The organism is Cucumibacter marinus DSM 18995 (assembly GCF_000429865.1).
Lineage (GTDB): Bacteria > Pseudomonadota > Alphaproteobacteria > Rhizobiales > Devosiaceae > Cucumibacter > Cucumibacter marinus.
Genome location: NZ_KE386980.1, coordinates 62532 through 89515, shown reverse-complemented (window position 1 = coordinate 89515; position 26984 = coordinate 62532). Strand labels below are relative to the sequence as shown.

The following is a 26984-nucleotide window of genomic DNA, read 5'->3' as shown; positions in this document are numbered from 1 at the left end:
ATCCTTTTGTGCGTTAGCCTGAGAAACCGGAGGCGGCGGCCGGGCCGGCGCCCAGAACCGGACTGAACTGGGCTACGGTGAAATCGAAGCTGTCGGGCAATGACCCGAAATCGGCAATCTGGTCCGTGGCAGCGTAGTGAGCTATCTCGGTTGCCGCCGTGATGGTCCGCACAGGCGCCTCCTCAGGCCCGATTGCGATCTCATAGATCGGGCCGGCAGGATCAGCCGGGATGTCGATGCCGCTCCAGATGTCGGCATCAACCCGGCCGCGTCGGACAAAGCTGATCTCGATATCTCCGCTTGCCAGATCACGCCTGGCCGTGAGGTGGACCGGTGCCAATGGCAGCAAGGGTGTAATGTCCGCCTCGAGCGGTACCGTGCGGCCGCTCGGGTCGGCACTGCCCGCATGAATGCGAAATTCGGTGCCCGCAGCCATGTGCTCGCGCGGCAGGCTGATGCTTTGCTCACCGCCACCCAGCACAAGAATCTGCGCCCCAGCCGGCACCGGGCCTCCAATCGCGTAGTCAGTCTTCTCCAATCCGCGCAAGAACCGGGTCAGCCTGTATTGGCCCACACCGATCAGTTCGGCACCCGCAAAGCCGACAATCTCCCAGTGTCCGTCCGGGTGACACAGAGCCAGTCGGTTGGTACCGCCAAGTGCGGCATGCGGTTCCACCGCGCTCGGATGTCCGGCGGGCAGTGACACCTCAAGTGAGGCCTCCTGCCACAGTTCATGCCGGCCCTTGGGCAAGACACTCAGCGTTTCGCCGATCGAGGTGGGGTGATCGAGGCGGCAGAGCCGATCGCCGCCCTCACCCGGATAAAGGGTCAAATGGCCGGGCCACGGGTCGGCATAGGCCCCGACCAGCAACCGTCCGACGCTTTCATCTGCGTCTACTGGCGGCAACGGGGCCAACAAATACACCGGGTCCGAAACGCCCTTGATCAGCGCCGGCACTGATTTTGGCGCACTCACCGCCGTTCCGGCTTCCGGCACCGCCCCGCGGGTAACCGCCTCGATCTCGATGCCCGTTCCGCGCCTCAAGGCTGTGACGGTCATCGGTTTGCTGTCGCCGAGCGCGATCCTGTCGCCGGGTTCGAGCGCTTCGAATACCGGCGGCAGGGTGAAAGCCGTGCTGCGATGGCCCTGAGTCTGCCGCGCCAGCAGGTGTCGTGCGATGGCCTGCGCTGCCTCTTGATCGAGGGTCATGCCGGCGTGGTGGGCCAATACCGCGCCCGTCTGTGAGGGGGTGGACGCGGCCGCGCTGGCCCGGGCGTAATCCGCCAAGCGGTCCATAAAGGTGACGCTCAACCGGCGCGGGCTCTCACCGGCGTCGCCATGACGGCGGGTGATGAGCCCCTGCCCTTCGTCGGCCAACTGGTCAGGGTCGATCGTCAGCGCCGGACCCGCAGTTTCCCGGCGGATCTCACAGCCCTCCGGCGAAAACCGGATCTGAAGCCCGGTCGCTTCGGTCAGTGGCTCGAGTGCGCTCCGCGCCGATGACAGGCCCTCGACAATTACCCCCTCGATGAGCGGCAGCACGATCTGCCGGCTCGTCACCTCAACACCGTGGTCTGCAAGAATGGCCGCCGCCAGCTCGTCGCTCGTGGCCGCCCCCAACCGTCCATTGAGCCAGTGTCCGGTGGCATGAGCGCTGGCGTCGCTCCACTCGTCTTCGCGCAGCGGGAAGCCAGGAAAAGGACGCGCATCCCAGGCCCAGACATAAAGCCGGTCAGGATCGACCATCGTTGCCCCGTAAACGGCCGAAACAGGGTTATCCGCGGCGTCAAAACCCGTTGCGCCGGGCTGCCAATGCCGATGCTGGGCAATCAGATGCGCCCGCTGCATCGCCGGATCCGGCGTGCCGTCGGAGAAATAGGGCCGTGCATTCTCCGCACTCTTGGCGTCGGGAAACACATTGGGCTGATTGGCGCCGAATTCCACAGCGCCGCACCCGATCTCCGTCATCCAGACCGGTTTCATGCCTGGCAACCAGCCTGTCGGGCTGGCATCGCGCACGCCATCCACGCGATGATAATGCGCATTGGACCACCAGCTCCGGATGTCCTTGAACCGCCAGACCCAGGGTTCATCATGAACGCTGTCGGTTATCGGGCTGCGCTGCTGGGTCTGCCTGTCGGCCTCATCCGCATAAAACCAGTCGGCGCCTTCGCCGCCGGCAATCCCCGCCCCGAGATAATCGAGATCGTGGGGACAATCGGCGTCGGTGCGATCGAGGTGGTCTTCGCCATCGCGCCAGTCGCTCGCCATCATGTAGTTGTCGATGCCGACCGCATCGATAGCGGGATCGGCCCACAAACCGTCAAGATGAAACAGCTTGTCGCCCGGCGCATCTTCAGGCTGCAGGCCGTGATACTCGGTCCAGTCCGCCCCGTAGGTCAGCGCCGCGCCTTCTCCCAGCACACTCCTCACATCGCCAGCGAGCACCGCAAGCGCGTCAACGACCGGAAAGTCACGCATATCGCTGCGCAGCCGCGTGAGCCCGACCAGCTCGGAGCCGATCAGGAAGGCGTCAACTCCGCCGGCCATTTCCGCCAGATGGGCATGGTGCAGGATAAACCGGCGATAGCCCCAATCCGCGCCGCCGGAAAAAGAGACCGTGTTGCCGTCCGGGGCAAAATCACCACTCGCCGCCGAGCCGAAAAACCCTTCGACCTGCAACAGCACGGCCTCGCTATTGTCGGGTGTGCCCGTTTGTCCCGGAGCTGGATCGGCCGTGATCCGCCCGCGCCAGGGATAGGCCGGCTGACTGGCGGACCCGTCGGGTGAAGGCAGGGCGTTGTCCGCCTGGATATCCATCAGCACAAAGGGATAAAGCGTCACCTTCAGCCCGCGTGCCTTGAGATCCGCGATAGCAGCGAGCACCGACGCATCACTCGGGGTACCGCCAAAGGCGGGGCCACCCAGTGCTTCGGTGACGGGTGTTGCGCCGCTCCGCCCGATGCCGCTGACCTCCCAATCCGCATCGCGTATGTCGCGATCGGTACCGACCGTTTTCGGGCGAATGCTGCATTGCCCGCAGCGCAGATCGTCGCCGAACCAGCTCACCACCAACGCCACATGCTCGAGCGAGGGGCACAGCGCCTGCAGTTCGTCGAGCGACACTGTCCAGTCGGACAGCCCCTCCCGCTGATGGACGTTTTCTGGACGCGACGCCCCGGGCCCAAGAATGCGGTAGCGCGGCTCAGGGTCGTAGCCGAATTCGCTCGCCCCCGGGATCACGCAGACCGCCCGGATCATGGGCTCAAGCTCGCCGACCGGCCGGCACAGTTCGACACTGATTTGTGGAATGCGATTGCCATAGGGCGACAGATCGAGTCGCTCGAATACAATGTAAGCGGTGCCACGATAGGCAGGCGCATTACCCGCGCCCTGTTTCGCCTCTATGAAAGCGTCTGGAACCTGATCCTCGGTGCCGCGATAGAAGCGCCATGCGGTATTGCGCAGATCCATGGGTTCGCCATCGGCCCAGATGCGGCCGATATGGGCGATTTGTCCCTCACCCAACCCGATGGCGAAACTGGCCAGTAACCGATCGGGATCGTCACTTTCCGCCAGCAGGCCCTTGATGCCGCCGCCTTCGGCCAGGCGTTCAAGCTCAGTGGCCCAGATGATATTGCCGTTCAGCCGCGACCAGCCATAAAGCCTCGGGATACCGGCACCGATATCCGAATATTGCAGCCGAAGTTCGCCTGCAGGCTGGGGATCGTTGCCACCGAAGAGCCGGTCGTCGAGCGCGTTGCCTGCCAGCGCCCCCAGTGCCCGCCCGAGCGTTGCACCCAGCGGACCGAACAGCGCACCGCCGGCAGCCTGGCCGGCCAGCGAAAGGGCGAGAGTGGCCATCAGCCTTCCTCCGGGAAGTGAAAGTGTGCTGCGATCCGACACCGCCACCACTCATTGAGTGAAACTTCGACCACACCGGTTCCTTCGAGTGCGTGAACGAAGCGGTCGGCAGCGGTCAGGATGGCGCAGTGTTTCGGGGGGTGTCCGGGCAGCATGCGAAAAAGCACCAGCGTGCCCGGAGCATCTGACGCGCCCGCCGGCCTGAAGAAACGTTGCGCTGCCTCCAAAAGGTCGATGCCGGCCTCTGGATCGCGCCAGCGAGCGGAATAGGCCGGCATGGCGATCGGCTCGCGGCCGACCGCTTCGCGCCAGACACCACGCACCAGCCCGAGGCAATCGCAGCCTACCCCCTTGATGCTCGCCTGATGCCGGTAAGGTGTGCCGATCCAGCCGCGCGCCAGGGTCACGACATCCTGTCCGCCAGTCGCACCGGTCATCACGGCACCAGCGGCTCGCCGTTGAAGCGGCTGCCTTCTCTGGGATATCTCAAGATGAAGTCGCCGCCCGGGATATGCGGGAAACCTCTGAAGTTGACCGCATTGCCAAACCGGTCGCGACAGGTTGCGAAAGCGCGATCGCAGCCTTCAATTATCCGCACGGTGTCTCCCGGTGCGACCGATCCGAGCAGGTCTGCATCCGTGGCGATGGTATCCCCACCATCATCCCGGTCCTGTTGCGCGATCCGGTCGACGAGGCTGGCACGCTCGCCAGTCAGCCATTCTGCCCTGCCTTGCACCGACCAACCCACTGGCCGGTCCTCAAGTCCGGTGACGCGCAGATGGTGACCGCCGAGCACGGTCGTCACTGTCGCCACGCGCTGCCGCTCGGGTCCGCTGAGATCGACGCCGCATCTCGCATCGCCAAGATCCGCGTCGCAGCTTCGTTGATAGACCCGGCCGTTCGCCTGGTTGAGAGCTGCGTGCGGCGACCGCAGTTCGGCTCTGAATACCCCGTCCTGTTCGGTGACCTCCCCGATCGTGTCGCGGCTGCGCAAATGGCGCTCGGCCGGATCGAGCCAGTTCACCAGATAGGTCTCGATCACCGCGCCGGCATATCGCCCCAATTCAAGATCGCGCGGGGTAATCCGATCATCGTCGAGCAAACCGGCAACTTCGCTGGTATCCACTTCCGCGCCCAACCGGGCGGAGGCGGCGCCAGCGTCAAACCCGCTCATGGGCACGAACGCGGTAGCGTCGAAAGTGAGGGGCCGGTCGTGGTCCGTAAAGCCGAGAATTGCTCCGTCCCTGCGGGTCAGGCGCCAACACAGGCACAGGGTTGTCTCGCCGCTTTCAAGGTGGGCGGCAAATGCCGGGTCGAGCACACGCATCACACCACCTCGACAAGTGTGATATCTGGCGCTGCCGCCGCGTCGAAACTCGAAAGTTCAATGTCGAGCCTGTCGCTGTCGAACCGCACTTCACAATCGAATTGGAACCCGGCCGTGACCGGCTGTCCATTCGCCGGGGGCGCAGCGAACGTCACCAAGCCGGTCTCTGTATCAACCGCGAAATCTGCGGGCGCCGACAGTTCCACCCCGGCCACCGCCGTTCGGACCGATCCCTCAACAGGCTTGGTGATCCGCCGGTCATAAGGATCGAAGGTACCACCATATCGCTTGACGAGTTGGAAAGCGGTTTCAGTGCCGTCGCCGGTTCCGATCTCCTGATCCAGCGGCGTGATCCCGGCGCCAGGGGGGCCGGAGCCGTGATCGAGCGGGTCACGGAACAGGAAAGTGTGCAGCCGTCCGCGCCTTTCCTCAAAGAAGGCAATGACTTGCGCCAGGTCCGCCCGGGACTTCACGCCATAGCCGGCGTTGAACCGGCGGCGTGAGCCGGCCCAGCGGCTGTTGCGGGTTTCGGCACCATTGGCGAGCGTCGTCACCTCCGTCAGCCGTTCGGGGCCGCCACGTGCGGCGAGCGCAATGTCGGCAGGAAAACGTACCGGGTGAAAGGCCATCAGCTCGCCCTCGTGCCGCGGCGCACTGCGCGCAACAACGCAGCCCCTATTTCCGCTTCACCGGCGACGAAACTGCGCGCGTCGGGCGTCGAGATGTTCATTGTGACCATGATGGGCCTGCCACCGGCAGCACTGACGCCCAGCCTTCCGTCCGGCCCGCGCGTCAGGGGCAGGATCGCTTCGGGCCCAGCCTCCCCGGCCAGACCGGGGCCGGTTGCAGAGTTGAACTGCGTCGGCGCATTGATGACCCCGCCGCGCGCAAAGCGTTGAACGCCTCCGAGAGCCGGGTTCAGCCCGGCAAACAGGGATCCCACGGCTTGGGAAATCGCAGCGCCAACCGGCTTGAAGGCCGCCTTGAGCACCACATCTGCGAAGCGTCTCGCGATATCGCCCAACAGGTCACGCAAGGACCGGCCATCGGTCAGCGCGCGCCTGAACGCATTGCTCATTGAGGCGCCGACGGCGTCGGCAAGATCCTTGATGCGGTCGAGTTCGGCTTCGACATCGCCGAGTTCGCTGGCCGCTTCGCGAAATGCAGAATTTTCAGTCATGGATTTCGTCCGGGTATCGGGTCATGAGGTCGTCAAACACCTGACGGGTCATCGCCGTTTCGGTCGCCCATCCCGCGGCCTCAGCCAGGGCGAGGAGTTCGCGCGGCGTCAGCGCCCAGAACTCGCTGGGGGAAAGCCGGTAATGGCCAAAGGCGAGCGCCATGGCGTCAGACCAGGGAAAGCTTGTCACGCCTGGTCCCTGTCGGTGCCGAATGCTGCGGTGAGCAGGGCCAGCGCAATACGGGCCGCCCCTTCGATGCCGCCTTCGATCGGGGTGGCGAGGAGATCCTCCTCGTTCATCGGATCGCCTCCCCCCGCAAGACCTGCGGCGATGATGGCGGCAAGGTCCTGGGCGGAGATCCGCCCCTTTTCGAACCGGTCGGCAAGCTCGCCGAGATCGCCAGCGCCGAACCGGGTTTCCAGTCCGGCCAGTGCACCAAGGGTCAGGCACAGGCGGCGCTTGTGTCCCCCGATCACGGCTTCGATTTCTCCACGGCGGGGATTGATCATCAGGCAGCCTCGAATGTGATTTCGCCTGCGCTTTCGAGCGCGATCTCGAAGGTGACCTCGCCGGCATGGTCGGCAGAGAAGCTCAGCGCCGTGATCTGGAAGCCGCCTTCGATGATCCCGAAATCGGGCAGGATGATCTGCCAGTTACGCAGCACTCCGCCAAAGAAGACCTCCCGTATGCGGGCGTCCGAGGCCTGGTCTTTGAAAATTCCGGACCCGTTGACGGCCGCCGTTTTGACACCGCCACCAGCCAACAGCTCGCGCCAGCGCCCCGCAGATTCTGCATCGGTGACATCGATGGCCTGAGCGTTGAAGGCAAGGGCGCGGCTGCGCATCCCGGCCACGGTGATGAACGCGCCGGCGCCAGTTTCGTCGAGTTTGAGGAGCATGTCCTTGCCGGACTGAGCACTCATGATTGTCTCCATTGCCTTGCTTGAGTTCAGGCCGGTTCGGTGAAGAACCGCAGCTTCAAAGTTGCGCGGGTCCAGCCGCGGCGCGGCTCGATTTCGCTGTCGGTGCGCTCGTGATGGCGGTGGGTGATGCGCCACCCCGGGGGATCGCCGAGATCAAAAAGTGCAACCCGGGAAACATCGGCAGCAATCGCCAGGGCCGTTGCCCGGCTGGCCCGCGGAACCCAGACGGTCAGGGTCAGCCGGTGATCGGCGCCCGGCGCTAGGTCACTGTCCCGGTTGAGGGCATCGTGTCGCGTGATCGCCAGGTAAGGCGGGTGCCGGCCCTGGGGCGGCGCATCGAGGATTCCGTCGCTGCCGATAGCACCCGCCACCGCCGGGTCGGCAGCCAACGCGCTCACCAGCGCAGCTTGCAGCGCAGCCATGGCGTTGTTGAGGTCGGTGTCAGGCACTGAGACCTCCCAGCGGATCGGCGATCATGCAGGTCAGGGAGAGATAGGCCTTTCGCCCGTTGAGATCGTCCGCCGCGACGACATCGAGCGATTGCCCGCGATAGGTCAGCCGATCGCCCGGTGTCAGATCTGTGCGGTAGCGCAGCACGACGCTGTGGGTGGATTGTGCAGCGGGTCCCGCCCCATGCGCGGTCAGGGCGGGGTTTCGGGCAGTCACCCGGGCCCAGACCGTTGCCAACGGGACAAAGGCGATTTCCTCGCCCCCGGCGCCGTCGGGTGTCGTGACACGCCGGAGCAGCTGCACCCGGTCGCGCAGTGTGCCAAGAGCAGGGACCCTCGCGTCGCTCATAACGCCACCTGCCGATAGCCTTCGACCAGCCGGTCGAAACCGGCGGGCACCACGGCTCCGGAGCCGGCCATGATCACGGCGTCGCGGTGCTCGAACCAGTGCGCGACAAGGCTCAAGACAGCCTGCTTGAGCGGCGCGGGCACATCCGATGCGGCTTCGCCATAGCCAGCGAGATAGTCGATCTCGATTGCTGCGAAAGGCCTCAATGTGTCCGGCCCGGGGATACTGCTCGGCAGGATCAGGCGCGCCGGTGTCGAGCCGGTTTCGGCGATGAACTGCGCCAGCGGCAATTCGGTCTCTTCGCCCTCGGCATCGAATACCCGGATCGCGCTCACAGCGCGCAGCGGCGCGATGGGCATGCGCACTTCACGGCCCTCAGGCCAGGCGTCGAGCGCCAGCCGCCAGCTCTGGTCGATCATGGCGCGGCGCGTGACCACTTCTGTGTGGATGCGGGCCGCTGCGATCAGGGTGGCGATCAGATCGTCTTCATCGCCAGTGTCGACGCGCAGGAATGCTTTGGCTTCGGCAAGGGTCACCGGCTCAAGCGCCGGTCCCGCCAGCAATATCGATGTCATGAAAGTATCCTCAAAGCGAAAGGCAGGGTGCCCCGGCCGGCGGGAGGGACCGGCCGGGGCCTCGGGCTCGACCGGTCAGGAAACCGAGAGCCTGAGAAGCTTGATGGCGTCGAAGTCGGCAACGCCGCCACCGACGCGTTTGGTGGTGTAGAAAAGGACGTAGGGTTTGGCGGTGAAGGGATCGCGGATCACATTCACGCCCTGCCGGTCGACGATCAGATAGCCGCGGCGGAAGTCGCCAAAGGCAATCGGGGTCTCATCGGAGCCGAAATCGGGCATGTCCTCGGCCTCGACCAATTCGAAGCCCAGCAAGGTGGCGCGGCCATTCGGCGCGAGCGCGGGCTGCCAGATATAGTTGCCGTCCGCATCCTTGAGCTTGCGCAACGCGGCCTGGGTGCGCCTGTTCATCACCCAATGGGCGTTCTGACGGTAGCCGGCCTTGAGCGCATAGACGAGATCGATCAGTACGTCGGTCTCATCGCTCGCCGGCAGATCGGCATCCACGCCGGTTGCGACATAGCCGATATTGCCCCAGCTCCAGGCACTCTCCGCCACCTGGGTCTCGGAGAGGAACCCTGTGGGCTTCTTGACCCCATCACCATTGATGAAGGCCGCGCTTTCCTGCCCTGCGAACGCCGCGTCGATCTCCTCGGCAATCCACTGGCCGACATCGACCGCTGCATCGTCGAGGAAGGACGCCGTCGCCGCCGGCATGGCGTAGAGCTCTGCGGTGGGGAAATCGATGGCATCGAGCACCGGGGAGTTGGTCTCGGGCCGGGCATCGGTTTCGCCCACCCAGCCGGTCGCCGGACCGGTCACCGAGATCGGTTTGCGGTAATTGGGACCGGAGACACGCCGGATCCCGGCAATCGAGCGGATCGGCGAGACGCTGGAGAGCCGGCGCAGGATTTCGGTCTCGGTTTCGTCCGGCACCAGGTAGCCGCCATCGGGGTTGGAGCCGATGGAGAGCGCCTTTTCCTCGCCGTGGCGCACATAGGCAGAAAAGGCAGCCCCATACTCATCATCGAAAGCCGGCGTGCCGGTTTCGAGCGCCGGGCGCGCGGCTTTCAGGGCCATGGCATCGAGCGCCGATTTGTGCCGGTCGAGCGCTGCGTTGAGACGGTCGAGCTTGTCCTCGCTCAGGGGATCAGCGGCACCCTTTTTCTGGATATCGGCCAGCCGGGCATCGTTCTCGGCCTTGAAGGTCTCGAACGCCCTGGCCAACTCTTCCATGGCACTCACGGCATCGCCACCCGGTTCGGGGGTCGGCAGCGCCTTGTTTTCCACCGGCAGAGCCTTGGTTTCGAGAGACGCAGAGTTCTGCGCCCCGGCCGGATTGGTCGGTTCGGTCATGATGGGTCCTTGGTTTGGGGTGTTGAGTGTGTCGGCTCAGGCCGCGAGCGCGGCGATGGCGCGCCGGGCGCCGGCGGCCAGAAGGTGCAGATGGTCCGGGTCACTGTGGGATCGGGCGGAGATGCGGGCGCCGGCATGCATGGGAAAGGTCACGATCGAGACCTCCCACAAATCGATCTCCCACAGGCGTCTTCCCGCGCCCTGCTTGTCGGCCCGCACGGTGCGAAAGCCGATGGAGAGCCCGTCCAGCGCGCCGCCGCCGATCAGCCGCTTCAGCGTATCGGCCCGCCCGCCATCGGCGATCAGCCGTCCTTCGGCGAACAGGCCCCTGTCGTCTTCCGCCAGCCGGGCCCAGGCCCCCACGGGTTCCCTCGGATCATGCTGAAACAGCATGCGCACGCCCTTTGCGTTCCGGCGTGCCAGAGACGCGGCGAAAGCGCCGGGCATCACCCGGTCTCCCGATTGGTCCGCGGAGTGGAACAGGCTGGCATAGCCGGCGAAATGGCCATTCTCATCGATCAGCATGGGCTTCATCGGGTGCCGCCGGCCCGGCTTGGCGGTCTTTGCGGCACCGTCGGCCGCGGCTTGCCCAACCGCGTGGCGTGGGTGCCGATCAGCGTACCGGCTATGTTGAAGGCAAATTCACGGAACACCTGCGCGCTGTCTCGCCTTGCCGTCCGTTGGTGCGATTTGCGTTTCATTGCGGATTACCCCTGTTGCCGAAGAGCTGGTTGAGCGCGGCGATCTCCTTGATGAAGGTGTCGAAGCGCCGGTTCGCGGCCACCAGTTCCCTGAGGCACCAGGCCAGCATGGCGCTGGCGCCGCTCGCCCACAGAAACAGGGCCAGATGCGCCAGATCGCCCCGTTCGGCGATTGTCCTTGTCAGATCGGTCATTCAAGTTCTCCCCTCCTTGGTCAGTTGTCATTGCCCCGAATTGCCCTCGCCCAGCCCCAGCATGCGGCGCTTCTCGGCATCGGACAGGAAGTCCGCCTTCCCGATCTGCTCCCAGAGCTGGGCGCGTTCGGCGGAAAGCGCTTCGATGCGGTCGGTATCCGGCGCCAGCCGCCAGTCCCCGCCCAGATGTCCGCCGAGCCAGCGGCTCAGATCGCCGGTGATCCGGCGGGCCAGCGGAATGATGGTCTGGCGCCACAGCGCCCGGTTGGCTTCCGCGTAATTGGCGTAGGTGTTGTCGCCGGGAATGCCGAGCACCATGGGCGGCACTCCGAATGCCAGCGCGATGTCGCGCGCCGCCCCGTTCTTGGCTTCGATGAAATCCATGTCGCGCGGGCTCAGCCCCAGCGCTTTCCAGTCGAGCCCGCCTTCGAGCACCAGCGGCCGACCGGCATTGAGCGCGCCCTGGTAGCCGGCTTCGAGTTCGGTTTTGAGCCGTTCGAACTGGTCACCGGTCAAATTGCCTGAGCCTGCGGTGTAGACCAGCGCGCCCGATGGCCGCGCCGCATTGGCGAGGAGCGAACGGTTCCAATCCTGAGCCGCGTTATGCACCTCCAGCGCAGCCGCCGCCGCAGCAAGCGGCGCCAGGCCGTGATGATCATCGAGCGGATGGCCAAGGCTGAGGTGCAGCAGCGGCTCGCCACCCCCTGCCCCACCTGCCGGGATCTGCCGGGTGCGCCCGCCCGCCGTGTAGCGATAGGCGCGGGGCCAGCCATCGGCGTCCAGCGTCACCGAGACCCGGTCGGGCCGCAACAGATAGAGCCCGGCCAGGTCGCCACCGGTGCTCACCGCCTCGCAATAGGCGTCTCCCGCCGCCATCAGATTGGTGCCGATGGTCTCGAGAAATTCCTGCCGCGTCTGGCGGGGATTGGGCCGCTCAATGAGGCCAAGCACTCGGTGTTCGGTAAAGCGCTGCCCTCCTTCCTCGACCACTAGCGGCATGGCGCCCAGCCCTTCTGCGATCAGCCGGATACAGCGGAAGACCACCGGATTGCGCATCATCCCGGCCCGGGCCAGCCCGGCGTAACTGCGCGGAACGCTGCCGCCCTGCGCTCCGGCCCCGATCAGCGCGTTGAGTACCGCCGATTTGCCTTCGGGCGGTATTGGAGTCGAGACGCGCTCAGGCGCCCCGCCGCCGGTCAGGCGAGCGAGCCAGTTGGGCATTGTGTTTCCCCTTGTCTAGAGCCCGCGAATGCGGGGTATCGCTGAATTGAGCATCAGCTCGTTGAGAGCCCAGACGAGCGCGTCGACCCGGTCGGGCGAACCGCCACCCGACAGCCCGTTGGGGCCGAAGGCGCACATTTCGTCTTCAAGTTCGGCAAACAGCCCGACATGGCTCACAAGCCCGCGGGCATAGAGCGCGGCAACCGGCTCGGCGCGGGTCCATTTGCCCCGCTTCGCGTGCACCGCCCGCACCGGCACATCGGGGTCAACCTGACGCAGCAATCCGGTCACCAGTTCCCCGCCCTGGTTTGTCTCGGCGATCACTACATCCGCCTTGAGGCGGTGAAACGCCTCAACGGCCCGCCGCGCCCAGATGATCGGCGGTGCGGGCCGCAGGCTCAGGTCCTCGATCACCACCGCCCGCTCGCCGCGCCGCCCCGCGGCGATGATGCCGCAAGCGTCGGACCGGGCATGGCTTGTCACCGGCGGGTCGATGGCGATCACGATCCGCTCCAGCTCGGGCACGCGGTTCATCCGATGCCGGTCGAACAAGTCGCGCTGCCACAGCGCATTGGGATCGTCTTCGATCAGCTCGCCATCGAGTTCCTGCCGCCCGAGGGCGGTGTGCTCGTAGCGCGCGGTGATCGCCGAAAAGAAGCTCTGGGCGAGATTCTTCCTGTTTTCGGTGCTGCGCATATGGGTGCGCCTCACCGCCGGATCGCTCACCAGCCGCCGGATCAGCGGGGTGGGCCTGGGTGTCGTCGTGATCAGCTGCCGCGGGTGGTCACCCAGCCGCAGCCCGAATTGCAGCATGTCGAATGCGGCTTCCGCCCTGCTCCACTTGGCCGCCTCGTCGCACCAGGCGGCAGCGAATTGCGGGCCGCGCAGGCTTTCCGGATCGCCCGCCCCGAACAGTTGCGCCACCGCGCCATTGGGCCATTCGAGCCGGTTCTTGCCGCTGATCAGCTTGGGCCGTTCCGCCGGCGGGCTGATCGAGAGAACCCCGGACATGCCTTCGACCATCACCGCCCGCGCCTCGGTGATGGTTTCCGAGACCAGCGCAATCGGGCTCACCGGTTTTGGCGCAGCGAAAGGCAGACCCATCGCCAGCCCCCGTATCCATTCGGCGCCGGTCCGCGTCTTGCCGGCGCCGCGCCCGCCCAGCAGCAGCCAGGTGGTCCAGTTGCCGAGGGGCGGCAATTGGGCCGCCCGGGCAAACACGAGCCAGTCAAACGACATCCCGGCGACCCGATCTTCGCTCACCCCGGCCAAGCGCCCTTTTGGGTCGTCGCTCTCGACCTCTGGTTCATCCTGTCTAATCACCGGCGATCTCGGCGAGGCGGTCGAGTACCTTCTTGCGCAGCGCAGCCATATCCTCACCAGGAAAGGCCGAGCGCCGCGCCGCATCATCCGCGTCGTCGATCTCGATCAGCTTGTCGAGCGTGCGCGTCAGATTGCCCAGCTGCCGGGATTCGGCCTCGCCCAATTCGGCCTGCGGCTTGTTTTCGATGGCCTTGATCTGCTTTTCGATCATCCTGAACAGGCGCGTGACCAGGAAGCGCCGGGTGACCGGCGGCCCGTCCGCCCGCATCCGCCATTTTTCCTGGGCGATCCGGGTGTAGAGCGCCGTGGTTGAAATCCCGTAGCGGGCCAGAAGCGAAGTCACCGTTTCTGCGCCCGTCTCGTATTCGGCACGCAGGGCAATCCAGTCGATATCCGGCGTGTGGGTCGGTCCCGGACCATAGCGGACAATCCGCCTTGCCATTTCTTCCAGCTCGCCCTTGCCTCCCGCATTGGCCCCGTCGGCGCTGTTCTCGGCTGCGTCGGATTCGGTCATCAAAAGCTCCTGAGCGAAGCACAATCCTGAATGTCCACACCTCTCGCCGGCGGCGCGACTCAGTCACACCACCACGGAAAAATAGGAATGATATCCGGATTTTTGCGTAAGCCTTCTCCCGGGGGCGCCCAAAAGAAAACCCCGCGGCGATCCGGCGAAAAACGCTCAATCACGCGGGGTTATGGGGAACAACCCAAAGGGAGGAGGAAGTTTTCAGGTCCCATTTCTGCGACCATAGCCAAAACCTACAGGATCACCGTGACGCTGTCAAGGACTTTTTTCCTAGCAAGAGACTGGTCGGCGCAACGCGCCGAGCCGATGATCCAGTGAATCATCGGCAGGTCTCGAGCGCTGGGGAGGTGCCGAAGGCACCGGGGTCCCCAGCCAAGGCCGCTTGCGGTGCGATTTGCTCCGGTGGAGCAAATCGAGTGAGGAGCACCCTGAGAGCTACGCTCGAAGGGTTGGGCACCTCACCCTGTCCGGTCGACCTTTTGAAATGAACGGACGCCCTGAGAGCTATGCTCGAAGGGTGGCGAGTCCGTTCCAGAGAACTAACCCTCGAGCGCTAAGGAGATGCCGGAGGCACCGGGGTCCCCTCACCCAAACCGCTCCAACAACCATCGCGTCGCCAGTGCCGCCGCGAGCGCCCAGGCGAAGCTCGCGAGGGTGCCGATGATGATGTATTCGCTCGAGCGGCGCTTCTGCGCTTCGCCGAAGCGCAGCACGGATTTGGCGGCGACGAGAAAACCAATAGCGGCCAGTTCGCCGGCCAGCACCAGGATGAAAATCAGGGTGCGTTCGAGATAGCCGATATAGAGCCCGCCGCCCGGCAAACCGTCATCCTCGCGCGGGGTTGTCCCGGTGGCGTCCTGTAGCGGTCCCGGATCGAACCGGTCCATGAACTTGCCGATGGCGAAGGCGCCGACCCTCAGGGTCAACAGAAGGCCGCCGATCAGCGTCAGCGCACGGAGAACGCCTGCGGGCGACGGCATGGTGTCCGCGATGGCCACAGGTGGACTTCCCCACCACCCTGCCGCGTAGAGGGCCGGAACGAACCAGGCGATCACGAACAGTACCGCGACATGCGCGGCCTGATCGAGCATGAAGGCGGCAAAGCTGTCCTCCCGCCGCGCCTTGATGGCATCGATGATCGCGTGGCTGGCCCCCAGCGCCAGCAAGGGCAGCGGTGCAAGCGATCCGGTGACGATGATCGCGGTCGCGACAACGACAACGACATGGGCAAGCAGCATCCCCGTCTTCTGCTTGCCCGTGCCATCCATTGGGGCTGCAGCACGAAATCGGCGATCAGATGTGCCACCAGCAGCGCGGTGAAACTGGCGATCATGATGCGTCCCCTCTCCTGCACAGCGTGATGACGCTGTTTTCCCGGAATACAGCCGGTTTTGGCTGTTCGCGGGCCTTCAGGCCTCGCTGCCCGCCCAATCAAAAAACAAGCGAAATCGCTTGTAATTGCCAAAAACCAGCGAAATCACTTGTTTGGGCGTCACCCATAAAACAGCGCTTTTAAGCTGTATTTCACAAAAACAGCTAAATTACGCTGTTTTCCAATTAGTCTCAACGCGATTGATGGCAAGTTCCAACGCAGGACCCCGCGCAGCATGGAAGTGTCGCCACACCGTCTGTTGCGAAATAGGTGGGTTCAAGGACTCCCCGATAGCCTTGTGCGTCAATCCGCTGTCCAACAAGAAGCGAGACATTACCTCTGCCTGTGCCTGCGTCCAATCAGCACTGCATGCATCGGCAAGCGCCAAGCAGGCATCAAGCAGGTTGTCATGCTCGGGGTAGCGGTTATCAGACCGGTAGCCGAAACGGATTGGACCAGAAAGATCATCAAGAGCCTTGCCTGCGGCCTCAAAAGGCACCCCACTGGCCTGGCCGATTTCATTGATGTCCTGAACACTGGCAGGCCCGATACCCACACCGATCCGCGTATCGAATCGTTTGTCCGCGGCTTTCACCGCGCCCCGCGCCACCAGGGTCGCCCGCAGCGCAAGCGCCGGATTGTTGAGCGCGAGCTGCCAGCCATCGCCCCGATAGCGGGCAAAGGGCGGTTTGTCCGTCTGTCCCGGCCAGCCGGCCATCTCGCTGACCGCCGCCTCGAGCGCCGCAAACAGCCTGTCGAGTCCATCCGCGCCGAGATCGCGCGAACCGACGACATCGCCGGTCAGAACCGCAATGATTTGAGCCACTTCCCCTCCGCCGCTGCCTGTCGGCGTGCCCGCCGGTTTCCGTTCCCGAAACACTAGCCGGGGGTGGGCGAATATCCAAGCAGGGCGATCAGGCCGTGCGAGAGCTCAGGCGTCCGGGTCCATTTCGGGCCACATCACCGCATGGTTCTCCCAATCGTCGGCCGGCACATCGTTCTCGGAAACGGTGCGCCCGCGCACCGAGATGCCCGCTGTGTGCACGGTTTCCGGGTCGCCGGAGATCAGCGGATGCCACCAGGCCAGCCCCCGTCCTTCGGCGATGCGGCGATAGGCGCAGGTCGGCGGCATCCAGCGGATCTTGGTGACATTGTCCGGGGTCAGCTTGATGCAGTCGGGCACCAGTTTCTGGCGGTTGGGGTAGTCGGTGCAGGCGCATTTGTCGCCGTCGAGCAGGCGGCAATGCACGTCCGAAGTGACGATTTCACCGGTGTCTTCGTCCTCGAGCTTGATCAGGCAACAGCGGGCGCAGCCATCGCACAGTGCCTCCCATTCGGCCTGGGTCATCTCTTCGAGGCGCTTTGTTTCGTAAAACTGCATGCGGCTCCGTCTCGCCTGCGCCGGTCACAACGGCGCCAAGTGTCTTGTTTTTGCCGCTAAACTGCCCCATTCAACTGTGTGGAAAGGGTTGCGGTGCATCATCGTGCCGCCCCGGTCCGCGAGTCGCGCGGGGTGCGGCCAAGAGGTGTTATCGTGGCAGATCCGTTCTACCACAAGACCAGGAAGAAAAAGGGCTCCCGGCTTTTGCAGGCCGATGCGTGGCTCGATTCAACGCTCTACGATTTCTTCACCGGGCTGGGGCGCGGCTACCAGCATTTCCAGGATTTCATGAGCCGGTTCCATGTGACCGGTTTCAAACGGCTTTTCGTGGAGCTCGTCTCGGACGGGCTGACCTTCGGCATGCTCGGGCTGCTGGTCTTGACCACCCTGGCACTGCCCGCCTTCGACGAGACCGCCAGCGGCCAGTTCAATCCGGCGGAAGACTATGCCGTCACCTTTCTCGACCGCTATGGCAACGAGGTCGGGCGCCGCGGCATCCGAACCGATGATTCCGTCGCCCTCGACAAGCTGCCCGACTATCTGATCAAGGCGACCCTGGCGACCGAAGACCGGCGCTTCTATGACCATTTCGGTATCGATGTGATGGGCACGCTGCGCGCGCTCATTTCCAACGTTCAGGCCAATTCGGTGGTCGAGGGCGGCTCCTCGATCACCCAACAGCTCGCCAAGAATTTGTTCCTTTCCTCCGAGCGCACTTATGAGCGCAAGATCAAGGAAGCGTTCCTCTCGCTCTGGCTTGAGACCCACTACACCAAGGACGAGATCCTCAAGATGTATCTCGACCGCTCCTATATGGGCGGCGGGAATTACGGAGTTGCGGCGGCAGCCGAATTCTATTTCTCGAAATCGGTGCGCGACATCTCGCTCGCCGAAGCGGCGATGTTGGCGGGCATGTTCAAGGCGCCGGGGCATTACGCCCCGCATATCGATCTCGCCCGCGCGCGCAGCCGGGCAAACGACGTGCTGACCAATCTGGTACAGGCGGGGTTCATGACCGAAGGCCAGGTCACCGGCGCGCGGCGCAAACCGGCCGCTCCGGTCGACCGGTCAGACGAAATCGATGCGCCAAACTATTTCCTCGACTGGGCCTTTGAAGAGGTCAAATCGATCGTTGCGGAGCGCTCGGATGGCATCAGCTTCGTGGTGCGCACCACAATCGATCCCGTGCTGCAGGACTATGCCGAGGAAGCCGTTTCCACCGTCATTCGCGAGGAAGGCGACGCCTTCGACGTCTCTCAGGCGGCCATGGTGGTGCTGGGGACGGACGGCGCCGTGCGCGCCATGGTGGGCGGGCTCGACTATGGCAAAAGCCAGTTCAACCGCGCCACGACGCCCAATCGCCAGCCCGGCTCCTCGTTCAAGCCTTTCGTCTATGCCACAGCGCTTGAATCCGGCCGGTTCTCCCCCAGTTCGGTGGTCCGCGACCAGCCAGTCTGCATCTCCGGCTGGTGCCCGCAAAATTACGGCCGGTCCTATGCCGGCAATGTCACGCTCAAGACCGCGCTCACCCGTTCGATCAACACCGTGCCCGTCACCCTGTCGATCTCAACCGGGCGCGGCCCGATCGCCGACATGGCGCATCGCATGGGCATCCGCAACGAGTTCCCGGTCACCCGGTCGCTGCCGCTCGGTGTGATTTCGGTTTCGGTGCTCGATATGGCCTCGACCTATGCCGTGTTCGCCAATCGGGGTCACAAGACGCCGGCCTTCGGCATTACCCGGATCAACTCGACCCGTGGCGATCTCGTCTACGAGGCGCCCGACGCGACCAGGAACGAATTGATCCTGTCCGAGGAAACCGTCACCGGCATGAACGACATGCTGCGCAATGTCGTCACATCGGGTACCGGGCGCCGCGCCATCGTCGAGGGCGTTCCCGCAGCCGGCAAGACCGGCACCACCCAGTCCTATCGCGATGCCTGGTTTTGCGGTTACACCGGCAACTATGTCGCTGCCGTGTGGTTCGGCAATGATGATTACACCCCGACCCGCCGGCTCACCGGCGGCCGCCTGCCGGCCCAGACATGGCAGAAATTCATGGAATACGCCCACACCAATATCGAGGTGCAACCGCTCCAGGGCGTGGATTTCGATCCGCTCCCCCGCGTCGTCGAGGCTTCAAACGAAGGGTCTGAGGGCGGCGAGCGTCCGCCCACCCTGTCGCCTGAGGCGGCAGACAAGCTGCTGGCGCTTTCCGGCGTCTTCCGCGCTGCACTGACCGATCTCACCGGCGAGGGCCCCCCGCTGGAGGCCGCGGAGGGCCCCGCACCTTCGCCGGCAGAACCGTCGCTCACGCCTGCCAATTTCACGCCGTCTGCGAGCGAGTAGCCCGTGCGTTTCGTCTTCGGCCTCGTTTTTGCGATCACCATCGCGCTGGTGTCCGGCTTCGGTTCGGCGTGGTACGCGCTTGAGAATGGCGAGCTTTTCGTCACGCTGTCCCTTGGCCCCTGGAAGGCCTGGCCCGCCGCCGGCACTGCCGAGGCCGACCCTTATACCCATGCCTATCTGGCACGGTCCGGTCAGCTTCAGCTTGGCCGTGCCGAAGGCATCCGGTTCGCCGCAACCACCGACAGTGACGGCTTCCCCCTTAAACGCGAATGCCGCTACCGGATAGAGGGCGAAACACCGGTTGCGAGCCTTTGGACTCTTTATGCGGAGGACGAAAAAGGCTCTCTGATCGGGCATGATGAACGCCGCGACGTCATTGACGGGGTCAATCTGCCTCGCGGCGATGATGGTCTGATGCTGGTGCGCACCGGACCCGCGCCCACTGGACCGGTCTGGCTCGCGACCCCCGGCCGGGGTCCGGTGAATTTCGTTCTCACGCTTTACGACACCTCCCTTTTCGCAGGGCTTTCAGCCGAATCGACACCCTTGCCCGGTATCTACGAAGAGGGCTGTGCATGATCCGGCTCACGCTTTGGGGCATTGGCGGGCTGCTGCTTGGCGGCATCATCCATCTGGTGGCAATCCTGATCTTGCCATCCCTTGCCGAGGACGATGCCTGGACGCGGGTTGCCGCCCTTGAGGCAAACGAACGCTTTTCCCTGCTCGACCGTCCGGTGCCCGGTGCGCCCAATCCGCTTGGGCTCGATCCGAGTTTCATCGAGGCGGTCTGCCAGCTGAACATCGCCGAAGGCCCCGGGGCCCTGGAAGGGGTCCTGCCCGACAGTTTCTGGTCGCTGGCCGTTTACGAGCCCGATGGCTCGGTGATCTACTCGACGACCGAACGATCTGCCTCGGACAATTTCCTGAATGTGGGGATTTTCAATCGAGACCAGACCCGCCTTCTGGCCCAACAGGAGATTGAAATTGACGAGGGCCTGCTGATCGTCGAGGCCGCTGGCAACGACGTCGCCGCCGTGGTCCGGCTCTGGCTCGAATATGACGCTTTGGCGCCGCGCTACGAGCAGGCGCTGTCCGCGCTGACCTGCCGCGTCGTCCGATAAGTCTCCGACCTATTTGAGGTATTCGGGTTCGGTCCGGGTGGCATAGCGCGAGGCAATGGCCCCGTCCCCATTCCAGTGCGCACCGGCGGTGTCGGTCCAGCAGAATTCGTATCGCTTTGCCTTGTCCACGAACACGTCGAGCCGGTTCAGCCCGTCATTGACCACCGTTGCCTCTTCATGCGGCGTCTCCACGAGATAGCGGTCGAAGGCAAACTGGTAAGCATCGAACCGGTAGCTCACCGCCCGCACAAAGCCTTCGATATAGGCATCGTTCTCGGCTTCGCGCGCCACCAGCTTCTCCTCGATCTCAATGTTCCCGCCATGCAGCTCGGCATAGGCCAGTCGCCGCCGGCGGTCGAGACGCTCCACGGCGCATACGGCGCGGAACGTGGCCGGCAGCGTGTCGAGATCGGCGTTGATGTGCTGGCCGATCTTGCGGAATCGGATGGTTGAGGACTGAAAGTTCTGCCGGTGCAGGAATTCGTAATAGCGTTCCGTTTTGAAACGGTGATCGACAAGCTTGAAGAATTCGGTGCGCTGCGGTTCGATCCCGCGATCGAACATCCATTCGCGCGCATGCGGCGCGATCAGGAACCGCCAGACGCGGTCGTACATTTCGCGTTCTTCGTCTGCGAGGTTGAACTGGGATATGGCCGTCGCTCTGACCGCCCGGTCGCCGCCCGTCTCGGGCGCCGTCCAGTCGCGGATCGGGCTCGACTTGGCGCGGCCGAAATCGCCCATGGACTGGTTGCATGCCCCGCCCATCAGGGCCAGCAGCAATGCGGCTGAAAGGCTAGCTGCCCTCGCCACGCCGCCTGTGCGGACGAGCCTTGATCGGATTTGCCTTTTTTGAATGTTCATACCGGACACCGGGGAAAATAATGACATCGCCTTCGCGTCGCTGGCCTTTTGGCGGCCGCACCGTTGTCCGTTTCAACGTGAATTTCAGGACCGTGCCCATGGTGGCCTCTTCACATGTTGCCTGGGGCGCTTTTCTCCTCACCTTGCGCAACCGTTAACAGCGGCAAAAAAATCCGCCGACAACCCATTAAGGAATGGTCAAGGTTAACAGTCCGCTAACGAATTGGTGGAATTAGTGGGGACGTGGGCGATTTGCCTGCCAGTTCCATCCAGTTCCGAGCGGCCAAAGATCTATGATCGGGTTCCAACCTTATGAAACCTTTCAACTCTTGATCGAGACAGGAGGCGTCGAGCGCGCCAACACCTTGCTCGTTGCCGCCTGCGAAGCTTTTGCCCGCCGGCCCCGCCCGCAGTCGGCAGAACTGTCCCAGTTTGAAGCACTTGCGACCCGCCTGTTCCCTACCGCCGCGCCGTCTGCGCGCGACCGCGCCGCCCAGGCGCTCGGCAAGGCGGATTATCTCTCGCCCGTGCTTGAACGGCTCGTCTTTCAGAACATCAAGGAAGGCCTGCCTGAATATCTCGGCACTGCGCGTTCGATCTCCGAGCCGGTGCTCATGGAAATCCTCGACAAGCGTAATGTCGAACTGTGCGCACGAATCGCGGCACGCACCGATCTGTCGACCCTTACACTTTCAAAGCTGTTCCCGATCAATTCGCGGGCGGTCTACCGTGCCCTCGCCTCCAATTCGGCGATCCGGTTCCGAGGCCCCTATCTCAAGGCCATCACGCGCGCCGCGATGATGGACGGTCAGGTCGCCAAAACCCTTGCCGCCCGCAAGGACATCGACAAGGCCCTTTTGGCACCGGCCTTCTTCCAGCTCGATGAGGACTCGCGGCTCGACGTCATCGCCGCCTTTGGCGATCGGCAATTGCCCGAGACGCCCTTGAGCCGAACCTTCGAGCACATCTCGGTGGTGACCAGTGAATTCACACAGGCCCTGATGAAGCTGTTTTCGGAGAACCGGCGGCCGGAGGTCACACGGCTGTTCACCCAGATCACCGGACTTGATGAAGTGCGATGCGGCGAGATCGCCCACGACACAACCGGGGCGGCCCTGTTCGTTATCCTGAGGGCCTTCGGATGCGACGCACAGGACGGCATGAAGGTGCTGCTGCACGCCACCTCGCATGAGGTGAACCGCAGCCGCATCATCAACGAGTATGCGCGCCTGTTTTCCTCGCTGAGCGTGCGCTCGATGGTGTTCATGCTCTCGGTCTGGCGTGGGGATGTCGACCTCAACGAGTTGTCGAAACCTGAATTCCAGCCGGTCACCCAGACCACGTCGCGCACCGTTGCCGCTCAGGCAGAAAACAATCGCGAAAGCGCCGTCAGCCGCGCCGTCGCCGCTGTCCGTCGCCTGGCCAGCAATGGCTAGGCCGCCGGTTCGCTATTGAGCAGATACCACCTCGAGGCCGTGGTCGCCCGCGCGGTCTTCGAGCGTGACAACCCATAGATCGGGGTCGAAATCCGCTTCGCGCGTGATGCGTTGTGCCGTGTCCGCATTCGGCTGACGGTCGATCAACACCGAAAACCGCCGGTCGGTTGCGGCATCCGGGTCGCCATGGGCAGGAACCAGCAAGCTCGATGTGCCGTTAAGATGGTCGATTTCGACCCAGATCTGGCCGGCGTCTGGATCGCCCTTGCGGGAGACAACGCAGATGCGGCCAAGCTGTGCATGTCGCCGCAAAAAGGCGGACACCCAGATGTCGGCGCGGAGCCTTGCCATGATCAGATGGTGGCGCCGGCGGCCTGCAGCAGGTCGACGAGTTCGGGGCTGATCTCACCGGTCACATCAAGATTGGAGAAGATCTCGAACTGGCGGATCGCACGCGCCGTTGCATCACCGGGTTTGCCGTCAATGGCACCATAGAGGAAGCCGAGCGACGCCAGTCCCCGCTGGATCTTCATCACCAGTTCGGGATTGGTGGCCGGTGTGGCCTGCTCCTGGATGGTGGGCGGCATTTCCTGCATGGCGGTCCGCGCGATGTCGGCGAGCGGATCGTTGGCGGGCTCGGCAGCAGGTGCCGGCGTCTCCACCGGGTTGCTCTGTGTCGTCTGAGCGCTCTGCGTGGTCTGAGCGGCGGGTTGCTCCACGGCAATCCATTCGGAGGATGCGGGCTCGCTTCGCGAGGCCGTCACTGCCGGCTCAATCGCCGGTTCGGGCGCTGGCGTGACAACAGTGCGCTGAGCAGCCGGCAGCTGGCCGGTCATGAAGGCGCGCTCCAGCGCTTCGATCATGGCCGGTTCCAGTGCCCCTTTGGCGGGCAGGCCGGACCGTTCCTCGAAAGCGCGAATCGCGTTGGCGGTGTTAGGGCCGTAATAGCCATCGATCTCGGCAGAGAACAGACCAAGCGCCTTGAGCATGGTCTGGACGCGGTAGGTCGTTTCGTCGCCGAGCACGGGACCCGGGATCTCCACCGAGCTGCGCCGGGCCGGGACAACTTCGCTCGAAGCCGGGGCTTGGGTGCTCTGGGTCGAGGCTGTGTCGATGCGCGGTTCTTCGCGAATCGTGGCCGGGCGCGCCGGTGGCGGCGCAGTCAAGCCGGCCGATCCATTGACGGACGCGGTCTCGACCGGCTTGAGAGAAAGATCCTGCCAGTAGAGGGCGTTAAGCGCCGTGACGAGGTAACCTGCGGCAACGATGACGACAGCGGCCGAGGTTATGGGCGCATGTGAGATGCGCTGCCAAACGGGGCCGAATATCGCACCGAGAAGAGCCAGAAACAGGTTTGTGTCATCTTGGGCGCGATGGGCTGCGCTTGCTGGCATTACTGTCCTCCGGCCGCGGCTTGAACGGGCATCACCTCTTCGGCGGGTTCCACCGATTCGCGGTGATCCTCGATCGAAGAGAGGACCGCAGTATGGCCGGATATGCTTGACGGACCGTTTATAGGCAGCGAAATCGACACGGTCGTGCCTTCACCGAGACGGCTGTCGACTTTCATCTTGCCTTCGTGCAATTCGACAAGGCCGCGCACTATGGAAAGCCCCAGCCCGGCGCCTTCATAGCGCCTGTCGAGGCCGTTTTGCGCCTGGAAGAAGGGTTCGCCAATGCGAGCGGCGTCCTGTTCGGACATGCCAATGCCGTCGTCCGAGACCGCCATCACCAGGGACGCACCGCGCACCTTGAAATCGATGCGGACTGCAGAATTGGGCGCGCTGAACTTGATCGCGTTCGACACCAGATTGATCAGAATCTGGCGGCAGGCCCGTTCATCGCCCACGATCTGGGGCAAATGCCGTTCGACATTGCGCACCAGCCGGATATCGCGTTTGTCCGCGGCACCCTCTACCATGGCGAGGCAAGGCTCAACAATCTCGGCAGGATCAAAGGTTTCGGTCTGCAGCTCGAACTTTCCGGCCTCGATCTTGGACATGTCGAGAAGCATGGTCACCGTATCGAGCAAATGATGACCGCTCTGCCGGATCAGTCGGGCATATTCCTCGTGGTCTTCGCTGAGTTCGCCGCCGATATTGTTCAGCATCATGTCGGTGAAGCCGACAATGGCGTTCAGTGGGGTGCGCAGTTCGTGCCCGATGGTGGCCAGGAACTTGGACTTGGCCATCGAAGTAGCCTGCGCTTCCTGGTGGGCGGCGCGCAGTTCCTGCTCGGTGTCCTTGCGGGTGGTCACATCGCGCAGCACAGCGACGACCTCATAGCCCCGGCTCGCATCGCCTGATGCCAGGATCGGAGACAGGGTCACCTCGAGCCAGAAATAGGTCGAATCATTGATCAGGTCACGGCGCATACGCAGTTCGACGCCACTGGCGCGGCCGTCGAGCCGGGCGTGGCTGAGCGCCGACAGGAAAGCGGGGCGGTCGAGCACATGCATACGGTCGATCAGGCCGGTGCCCGAAAGCTGGTAGCGGCGGCATCCGAACAGGCTTTCGGCGGAGCCGGAAATGAACATCATCTCCCCGGTTGACGAATAACGCACCACAGCGTCCTGCACGTTTTCCACAAGGTGCTGGAAGGCGCGGACATGGGATTGCTCGATCACGGCGAAGACGCGCGACAACCGCCGCACGGTATAGCCCGTGATCAGGCCACCGATGACGAACGCCACGCCCGCAAGCAGGTTGATGGCCAGCGGATCGAGTTCGGTCGGGAACGAGATCGAGGTCAGCGGCTGCAGCACCAGCAGCGTCACGAGCAGGGCCGTGATCACCCATACCTTGCGTTGGGTCGCAGGCCGCGTCAGCAGCGCCGCATAGATCGGCGTGATCAGGATCGTGGCAAGGCCGAAATCGACAAGAGCCGGGTTGGCAAGGCCGAACAGCGTGCCCGCATAGAAGAAGTTGAACAGGTGAATGGCGACGACGGCACCGAAATTGTCGCGGCGCAGCAGCCATTCGCTGATGGCAGCGCTTGCCATGATGCCGAGGCCGACCAGAGACGGCAGGATGCTGCCCTGGGCCAGATGATAGATGCAGATCGGCGCCATCATGATGGCGGCGGCAAGAGCCGCGACTGTGTTGGTGCGAAGGGTCTGTCGGCGGGTCTGTTCGGCCGGTTCGGTCCGCGGGGACTGAGCAGCAGGCGCCGCGCCGCGATCATTCGCCGGCGCGTCCGCGCCTGCGGTCGCAGACCGGGCCGTGGGCTCAGCCTTGGCCGCGTGCCGTCCGAGCACCCGCGATATCTCGTCGAACCAGTCTCGCATGATCATCCAGTTTGTGCACGATCGGGATGAGCCGATCGGCTGACGCCTTTTCCACTGACATTTCCACCGATCCCCTAAGACAGGATTAAGTGAGCCGGTGCGGGCGGTTGGAAGGCATCGGGAGGCGGGTTGTTTCGCCCCGTAGGGTAAACAAAGCTTTTCCACCCGCGGCCCCGGAACCCGTGCAATTCGATTCAAATTTTATGATGTTGCTGCAGCGGCGATTTACGCGCCGTCGATAGGCTCATCCCATATCCCGGCAGGTCCGGGACAGTTTCGGGACAGGGTTTCATGGCTATTCTGCGTGCAGCGTTCTGGTTGGGAGTGGGCTATCTGGTCATCGGACCAAATGCGAACCACCAATCCATGACCGCCGATCAGCTTGCTGCCGAAGCGACGGCGGCGGGCGCGCGAATCGTGCTCGAGCAGACCGCGGACCCCGCCTGCAACCGAATTGAATGCAAAGCTATCCACGCTGTCGTTTTGACCTCCAACCTGGCGCAGCCGAAGCGCCAGACGACAGTGAAGCATGAGATCGATCCCGATCTGGTGGCCCCGGTGCCCCCACCTCGGCCGGACTGGATCGGGTAGACCAAGGGCCGCGTCACTTCCCCGACGCTACTCCAAACGAGCGGCCTTTGTGCTGGAGCCGTAGATGCACTGTCCCGCATCTGCGGCTCCCTTTTTATCCGGCGCCTCCCCCCTGACACCGCCACCCTGCTCGGCCTATATAGGGTCCAGATTCGACGCCACGCTTCGGAGGCCAGATGGACATCGCGGAGATCACCGACAACCTCACCTTTCTCGATGATTGGGAGGACCGCTATCGCTATGTCATCGAGCTGGGGCAGCAGCTCGAGCCGATCGAGGACGCGGAACGCAACCCGGCGAACAAGGTCGAGGGCTGTGTGTCGCAGGTCTGGCTTGTCACCGACCGCAGGGAAGAGGACGGAAAACCTGTTCTTTCCTATCGTGGCGATTCCGATGCCATGATCGTCAAGGGGCTGGTGGCCATCCTGATTGCGCTCTATTCGGGGCGCAGCCCTTCCGAGATCGCAGAAACCGATGCGCTCGACACCTTCGACGAACTCGGTTTGCGCGAACACCTGACCACACAGCGCTCCAACGGTCTGGTTGCCATGGTGAAGCGTATCCGGTCCGACGCTGCCCGCCTGTCCCGGCAATCCTGACC

The 26984-nt window shown here is 64.0% G+C and carries 29 protein-coding genes and 1 pseudogene; 6 read left to right on the top strand and 24 right to left on the bottom strand.

Annotated elements, in window-relative coordinates; all coding sequences use genetic code 11:
• Positions 1-13: 13 nt before the first annotated feature.
• The 20 genes and pseudogenes from G489_RS0117985 to G489_RS0117890 form a co-directional block, all read right to left on the bottom strand.
• Positions 14-3865 (bottom strand): baseplate multidomain protein megatron, encoded by a 3852-nt coding sequence (locus G489_RS0117985; protein ID WP_029042680.1) that lies wholly within the window; start codon positions 3863-3865, stop codon positions 14-16.
• On the bottom strand, positions 3865-4302 hold the full coding sequence (locus tag G489_RS0117980; RefSeq protein WP_029042679.1) for an NlpC/P60 family protein: 438 nt from the start codon (positions 4300-4302) through the stop codon (positions 3865-3867). The genes G489_RS0117985 and G489_RS0117980 overlap by 1 nt, the downstream gene beginning before the upstream one ends.
• Positions 4302-5192: a DUF2163 domain-containing protein gene (locus G489_RS0117975; RefSeq protein ID WP_029042678.1), complete on the bottom strand. Its 891-nt coding sequence runs from the start codon at positions 5190-5192 to the stop codon at positions 4302-4304. Before G489_RS0117975 ends, G489_RS0117980 begins: the two co-directional genes overlap by 1 nt.
• Entirely contained in the window at positions 5192-5821 is a 630-nt protein-coding gene (locus G489_RS0117970) for a DUF2460 domain-containing protein (protein ID WP_029042677.1), read from the bottom strand. Before G489_RS0117970 ends, G489_RS0117975 begins: the two co-directional genes overlap by 1 nt.
• Positions 5821-6372 carry a phage tail tape measure protein gene (locus G489_RS0117965; protein WP_029042676.1) on the bottom strand — a complete coding sequence of 184 codons (552 nt, stop codon included), beginning with the start codon at positions 6370-6372 and terminating at the stop codon, positions 5821-5823. Before G489_RS0117965 ends, G489_RS0117970 begins: the two co-directional genes overlap by 1 nt.
• Positions 6365-6562, bottom strand: coding sequence for a rcc01693 family protein (locus G489_RS22110; RefSeq protein WP_081691670.1), 198 nt, complete (start codon positions 6560-6562; stop codon positions 6365-6367). Before G489_RS22110 ends, G489_RS0117965 begins: the two co-directional genes overlap by 8 nt.
• Positions 6559-6882, bottom strand: coding sequence for a gene transfer agent family protein (locus tag G489_RS0117955; RefSeq protein ID WP_029042675.1), 324 nt, complete (start codon positions 6880-6882; stop codon positions 6559-6561). The genes G489_RS22110 and G489_RS0117955 overlap by 4 nt, the downstream gene beginning before the upstream one ends.
• Positions 6882-7295 carry a phage major tail protein, TP901-1 family gene (locus tag G489_RS0117950; protein WP_029042674.1) on the bottom strand — a complete coding sequence of 138 codons (414 nt, stop codon included), beginning with the start codon at positions 7293-7295 and terminating at the stop codon, positions 6882-6884. The genes G489_RS0117955 and G489_RS0117950 overlap by 1 nt, the downstream gene beginning before the upstream one ends.
• Positions 7296-7321: 26 nt before the next feature.
• Positions 7322-7744 (bottom strand): DUF3168 domain-containing protein, encoded by a 423-nt coding sequence (locus G489_RS0117945; protein ID WP_029042673.1) that lies wholly within the window; start codon positions 7742-7744, stop codon positions 7322-7324.
• Entirely contained in the window at positions 7737-8093 is a 357-nt protein-coding gene (locus tag G489_RS21400; RefSeq protein ID WP_051332813.1) for a phage head closure protein, read from the bottom strand. Before G489_RS21400 ends, G489_RS0117945 begins: the two co-directional genes overlap by 8 nt.
• Entirely contained in the window at positions 8090-8668 is a 579-nt protein-coding gene (locus G489_RS0117935) for a head-tail connector protein (RefSeq protein ID WP_029042672.1), read from the bottom strand. Before G489_RS0117935 ends, G489_RS21400 begins: the two co-directional genes overlap by 4 nt.
• 75 nt (positions 8669-8743) lie before the next feature.
• On the bottom strand, positions 8744-10021 hold the full coding sequence (locus tag G489_RS0117930) for a phage major capsid protein (protein WP_029042671.1): 1278 nt from the start codon (positions 10019-10021) through the stop codon (positions 8744-8746).
• A gap of 36 nt (positions 10022-10057) precedes the next feature.
• A complete protein-coding gene (locus tag G489_RS0117925; protein ID WP_245578973.1) occupies positions 10058-10555 on the bottom strand; it encodes an HK97 family phage prohead protease in 498 nt (165 codons plus the stop codon).
• 163 nt (positions 10556-10718) lie between these two features.
• Positions 10719-10916: a hypothetical protein gene (locus G489_RS0117920; RefSeq protein ID WP_029042669.1), complete on the bottom strand. Its 198-nt coding sequence runs from the start codon at positions 10914-10916 to the stop codon at positions 10719-10721.
• A gap of 27 nt (positions 10917-10943) precedes the next feature.
• Positions 10944-12137: a phage portal protein gene (locus G489_RS21395; protein WP_035873422.1), complete on the bottom strand. Its 1194-nt coding sequence runs from the start codon at positions 12135-12137 to the stop codon at positions 10944-10946.
• A 15-nt stretch (positions 12138-12152) separates the two neighbouring features.
• Positions 12153-13409 carry a DNA-packaging protein gene (locus G489_RS0117910; RefSeq protein WP_407059839.1) on the bottom strand — a complete coding sequence of 419 codons (1257 nt, stop codon included), beginning with the start codon at positions 13407-13409 and terminating at the stop codon, positions 12153-12155.
• A gap of 43 nt (positions 13410-13452) precedes the next feature.
• A complete protein-coding gene (locus tag G489_RS0117905) occupies positions 13453-13974 on the bottom strand; it encodes a hypothetical protein (RefSeq protein WP_029042667.1) in 522 nt (173 codons plus the stop codon).
• Between the two features lie 596 nt (positions 13975-14570).
• Positions 14571-15250: pseudogene (locus G489_RS22545) on the bottom strand (DUF3307 domain-containing protein).
• 277 nt (positions 15251-15527) lie between these two features.
• Positions 15528-16184, bottom strand: a complete 657-nt coding sequence (locus G489_RS0117895; protein ID WP_029042665.1) for a hypothetical protein — start codon at positions 16182-16184, stop codon at positions 15528-15530.
• Positions 16185-16289: 105 nt separating this feature from the next.
• Entirely contained in the window at positions 16290-16739 is a 450-nt protein-coding gene (locus G489_RS0117890; protein WP_029042664.1) for a YcgN family cysteine cluster protein, read from the bottom strand.
• Between the two features lie 153 nt (positions 16740-16892).
• Between G489_RS0117890 and G489_RS21390 the strand changes: the two genes are divergently transcribed.
• The 3 genes from G489_RS21390 to G489_RS0117875 are packed head-to-tail and all read left to right on the top strand — an operon-like array spanning position 16893 to position 20209.
• Positions 16893-19088: a transglycosylase domain-containing protein gene (locus G489_RS21390; RefSeq protein WP_051332811.1), complete on the top strand. Its 2196-nt coding sequence runs from the start codon at positions 16893-16895 to the stop codon at positions 19086-19088.
• A 3-nt stretch (positions 19089-19091) separates the two neighbouring features.
• A complete protein-coding gene (locus G489_RS21385) occupies positions 19092-19667 on the top strand; it encodes a DUF1214 domain-containing protein (protein WP_051332810.1) in 576 nt (191 codons plus the stop codon).
• Positions 19664-20209 (top strand): DUF1254 domain-containing protein, encoded by a 546-nt coding sequence (locus tag G489_RS0117875; protein ID WP_029042663.1) that lies wholly within the window; start codon positions 19664-19666, stop codon positions 20207-20209. The genes G489_RS21385 and G489_RS0117875 overlap by 4 nt, the downstream gene beginning before the upstream one ends.
• A gap of 9 nt (positions 20210-20218) precedes the next feature.
• On the opposite strand, the gene G489_RS0117870 is transcribed toward G489_RS0117875, so the two are convergent.
• The gene (locus G489_RS0117870) at positions 20219-21070 is read right to left on the bottom strand and encodes a hypothetical protein (RefSeq protein ID WP_155889441.1); all 852 of its coding nucleotides are present in this window, start codon (positions 21068-21070) and stop codon (positions 20219-20221) included.
• A gap of 293 nt (positions 21071-21363) precedes the next feature.
• On the opposite strand from G489_RS0117870, the gene G489_RS0117860 reads away from it, so the two are divergent.
• Complete coding sequence (locus G489_RS0117860) at positions 21364-22506, top strand: DUF2336 domain-containing protein (RefSeq protein ID WP_029042661.1); 1143 nt, start codon at positions 21364-21366, stop codon at positions 22504-22506.
• Between the two features lie 12 nt (positions 22507-22518).
• Here G489_RS0117860 and G489_RS0117855 read toward each other — a convergent pair whose 3' ends face one another.
• From G489_RS0117855 to G489_RS22100, 3 genes are read right to left on the bottom strand one after another with little or no spacing between them, the layout of a single operon-like run.
• Positions 22519-22857 (bottom strand): DUF1491 family protein, encoded by a 339-nt coding sequence (locus G489_RS0117855; protein ID WP_029042660.1) that lies wholly within the window; start codon positions 22855-22857, stop codon positions 22519-22521.
• A gap of 2 nt (positions 22858-22859) precedes the next feature.
• On the bottom strand, positions 22860-23900 hold the full coding sequence (locus tag G489_RS0117850) for a peptidoglycan-binding protein (RefSeq protein ID WP_029042659.1): 1041 nt from the start codon (positions 23898-23900) through the stop codon (positions 22860-22862).
• Positions 23900-25792, bottom strand: a complete 1893-nt coding sequence (locus G489_RS22100) for a PAS domain-containing sensor histidine kinase (protein ID WP_162142452.1) — start codon at positions 25790-25792, stop codon at positions 23900-23902. The genes G489_RS0117850 and G489_RS22100 overlap by 1 nt, the downstream gene beginning before the upstream one ends.
• 291 nt (positions 25793-26083) lie before the next feature.
• Here G489_RS22100 and G489_RS0117840 point away from each other — a divergent pair, with 291 nt between their 5' ends.
• Entirely contained in the window at positions 26084-26383 is a 300-nt protein-coding gene (locus tag G489_RS0117840; protein ID WP_029042658.1) for a hypothetical protein, read from the top strand.
• Between the two features lie 176 nt (positions 26384-26559).
• A complete protein-coding gene (locus tag G489_RS0117835; RefSeq protein ID WP_029042657.1) occupies positions 26560-26982 on the top strand; it encodes a SufE family protein in 423 nt (140 codons plus the stop codon).
• Positions 26983-26984: the final 2 nt, after the last annotated feature.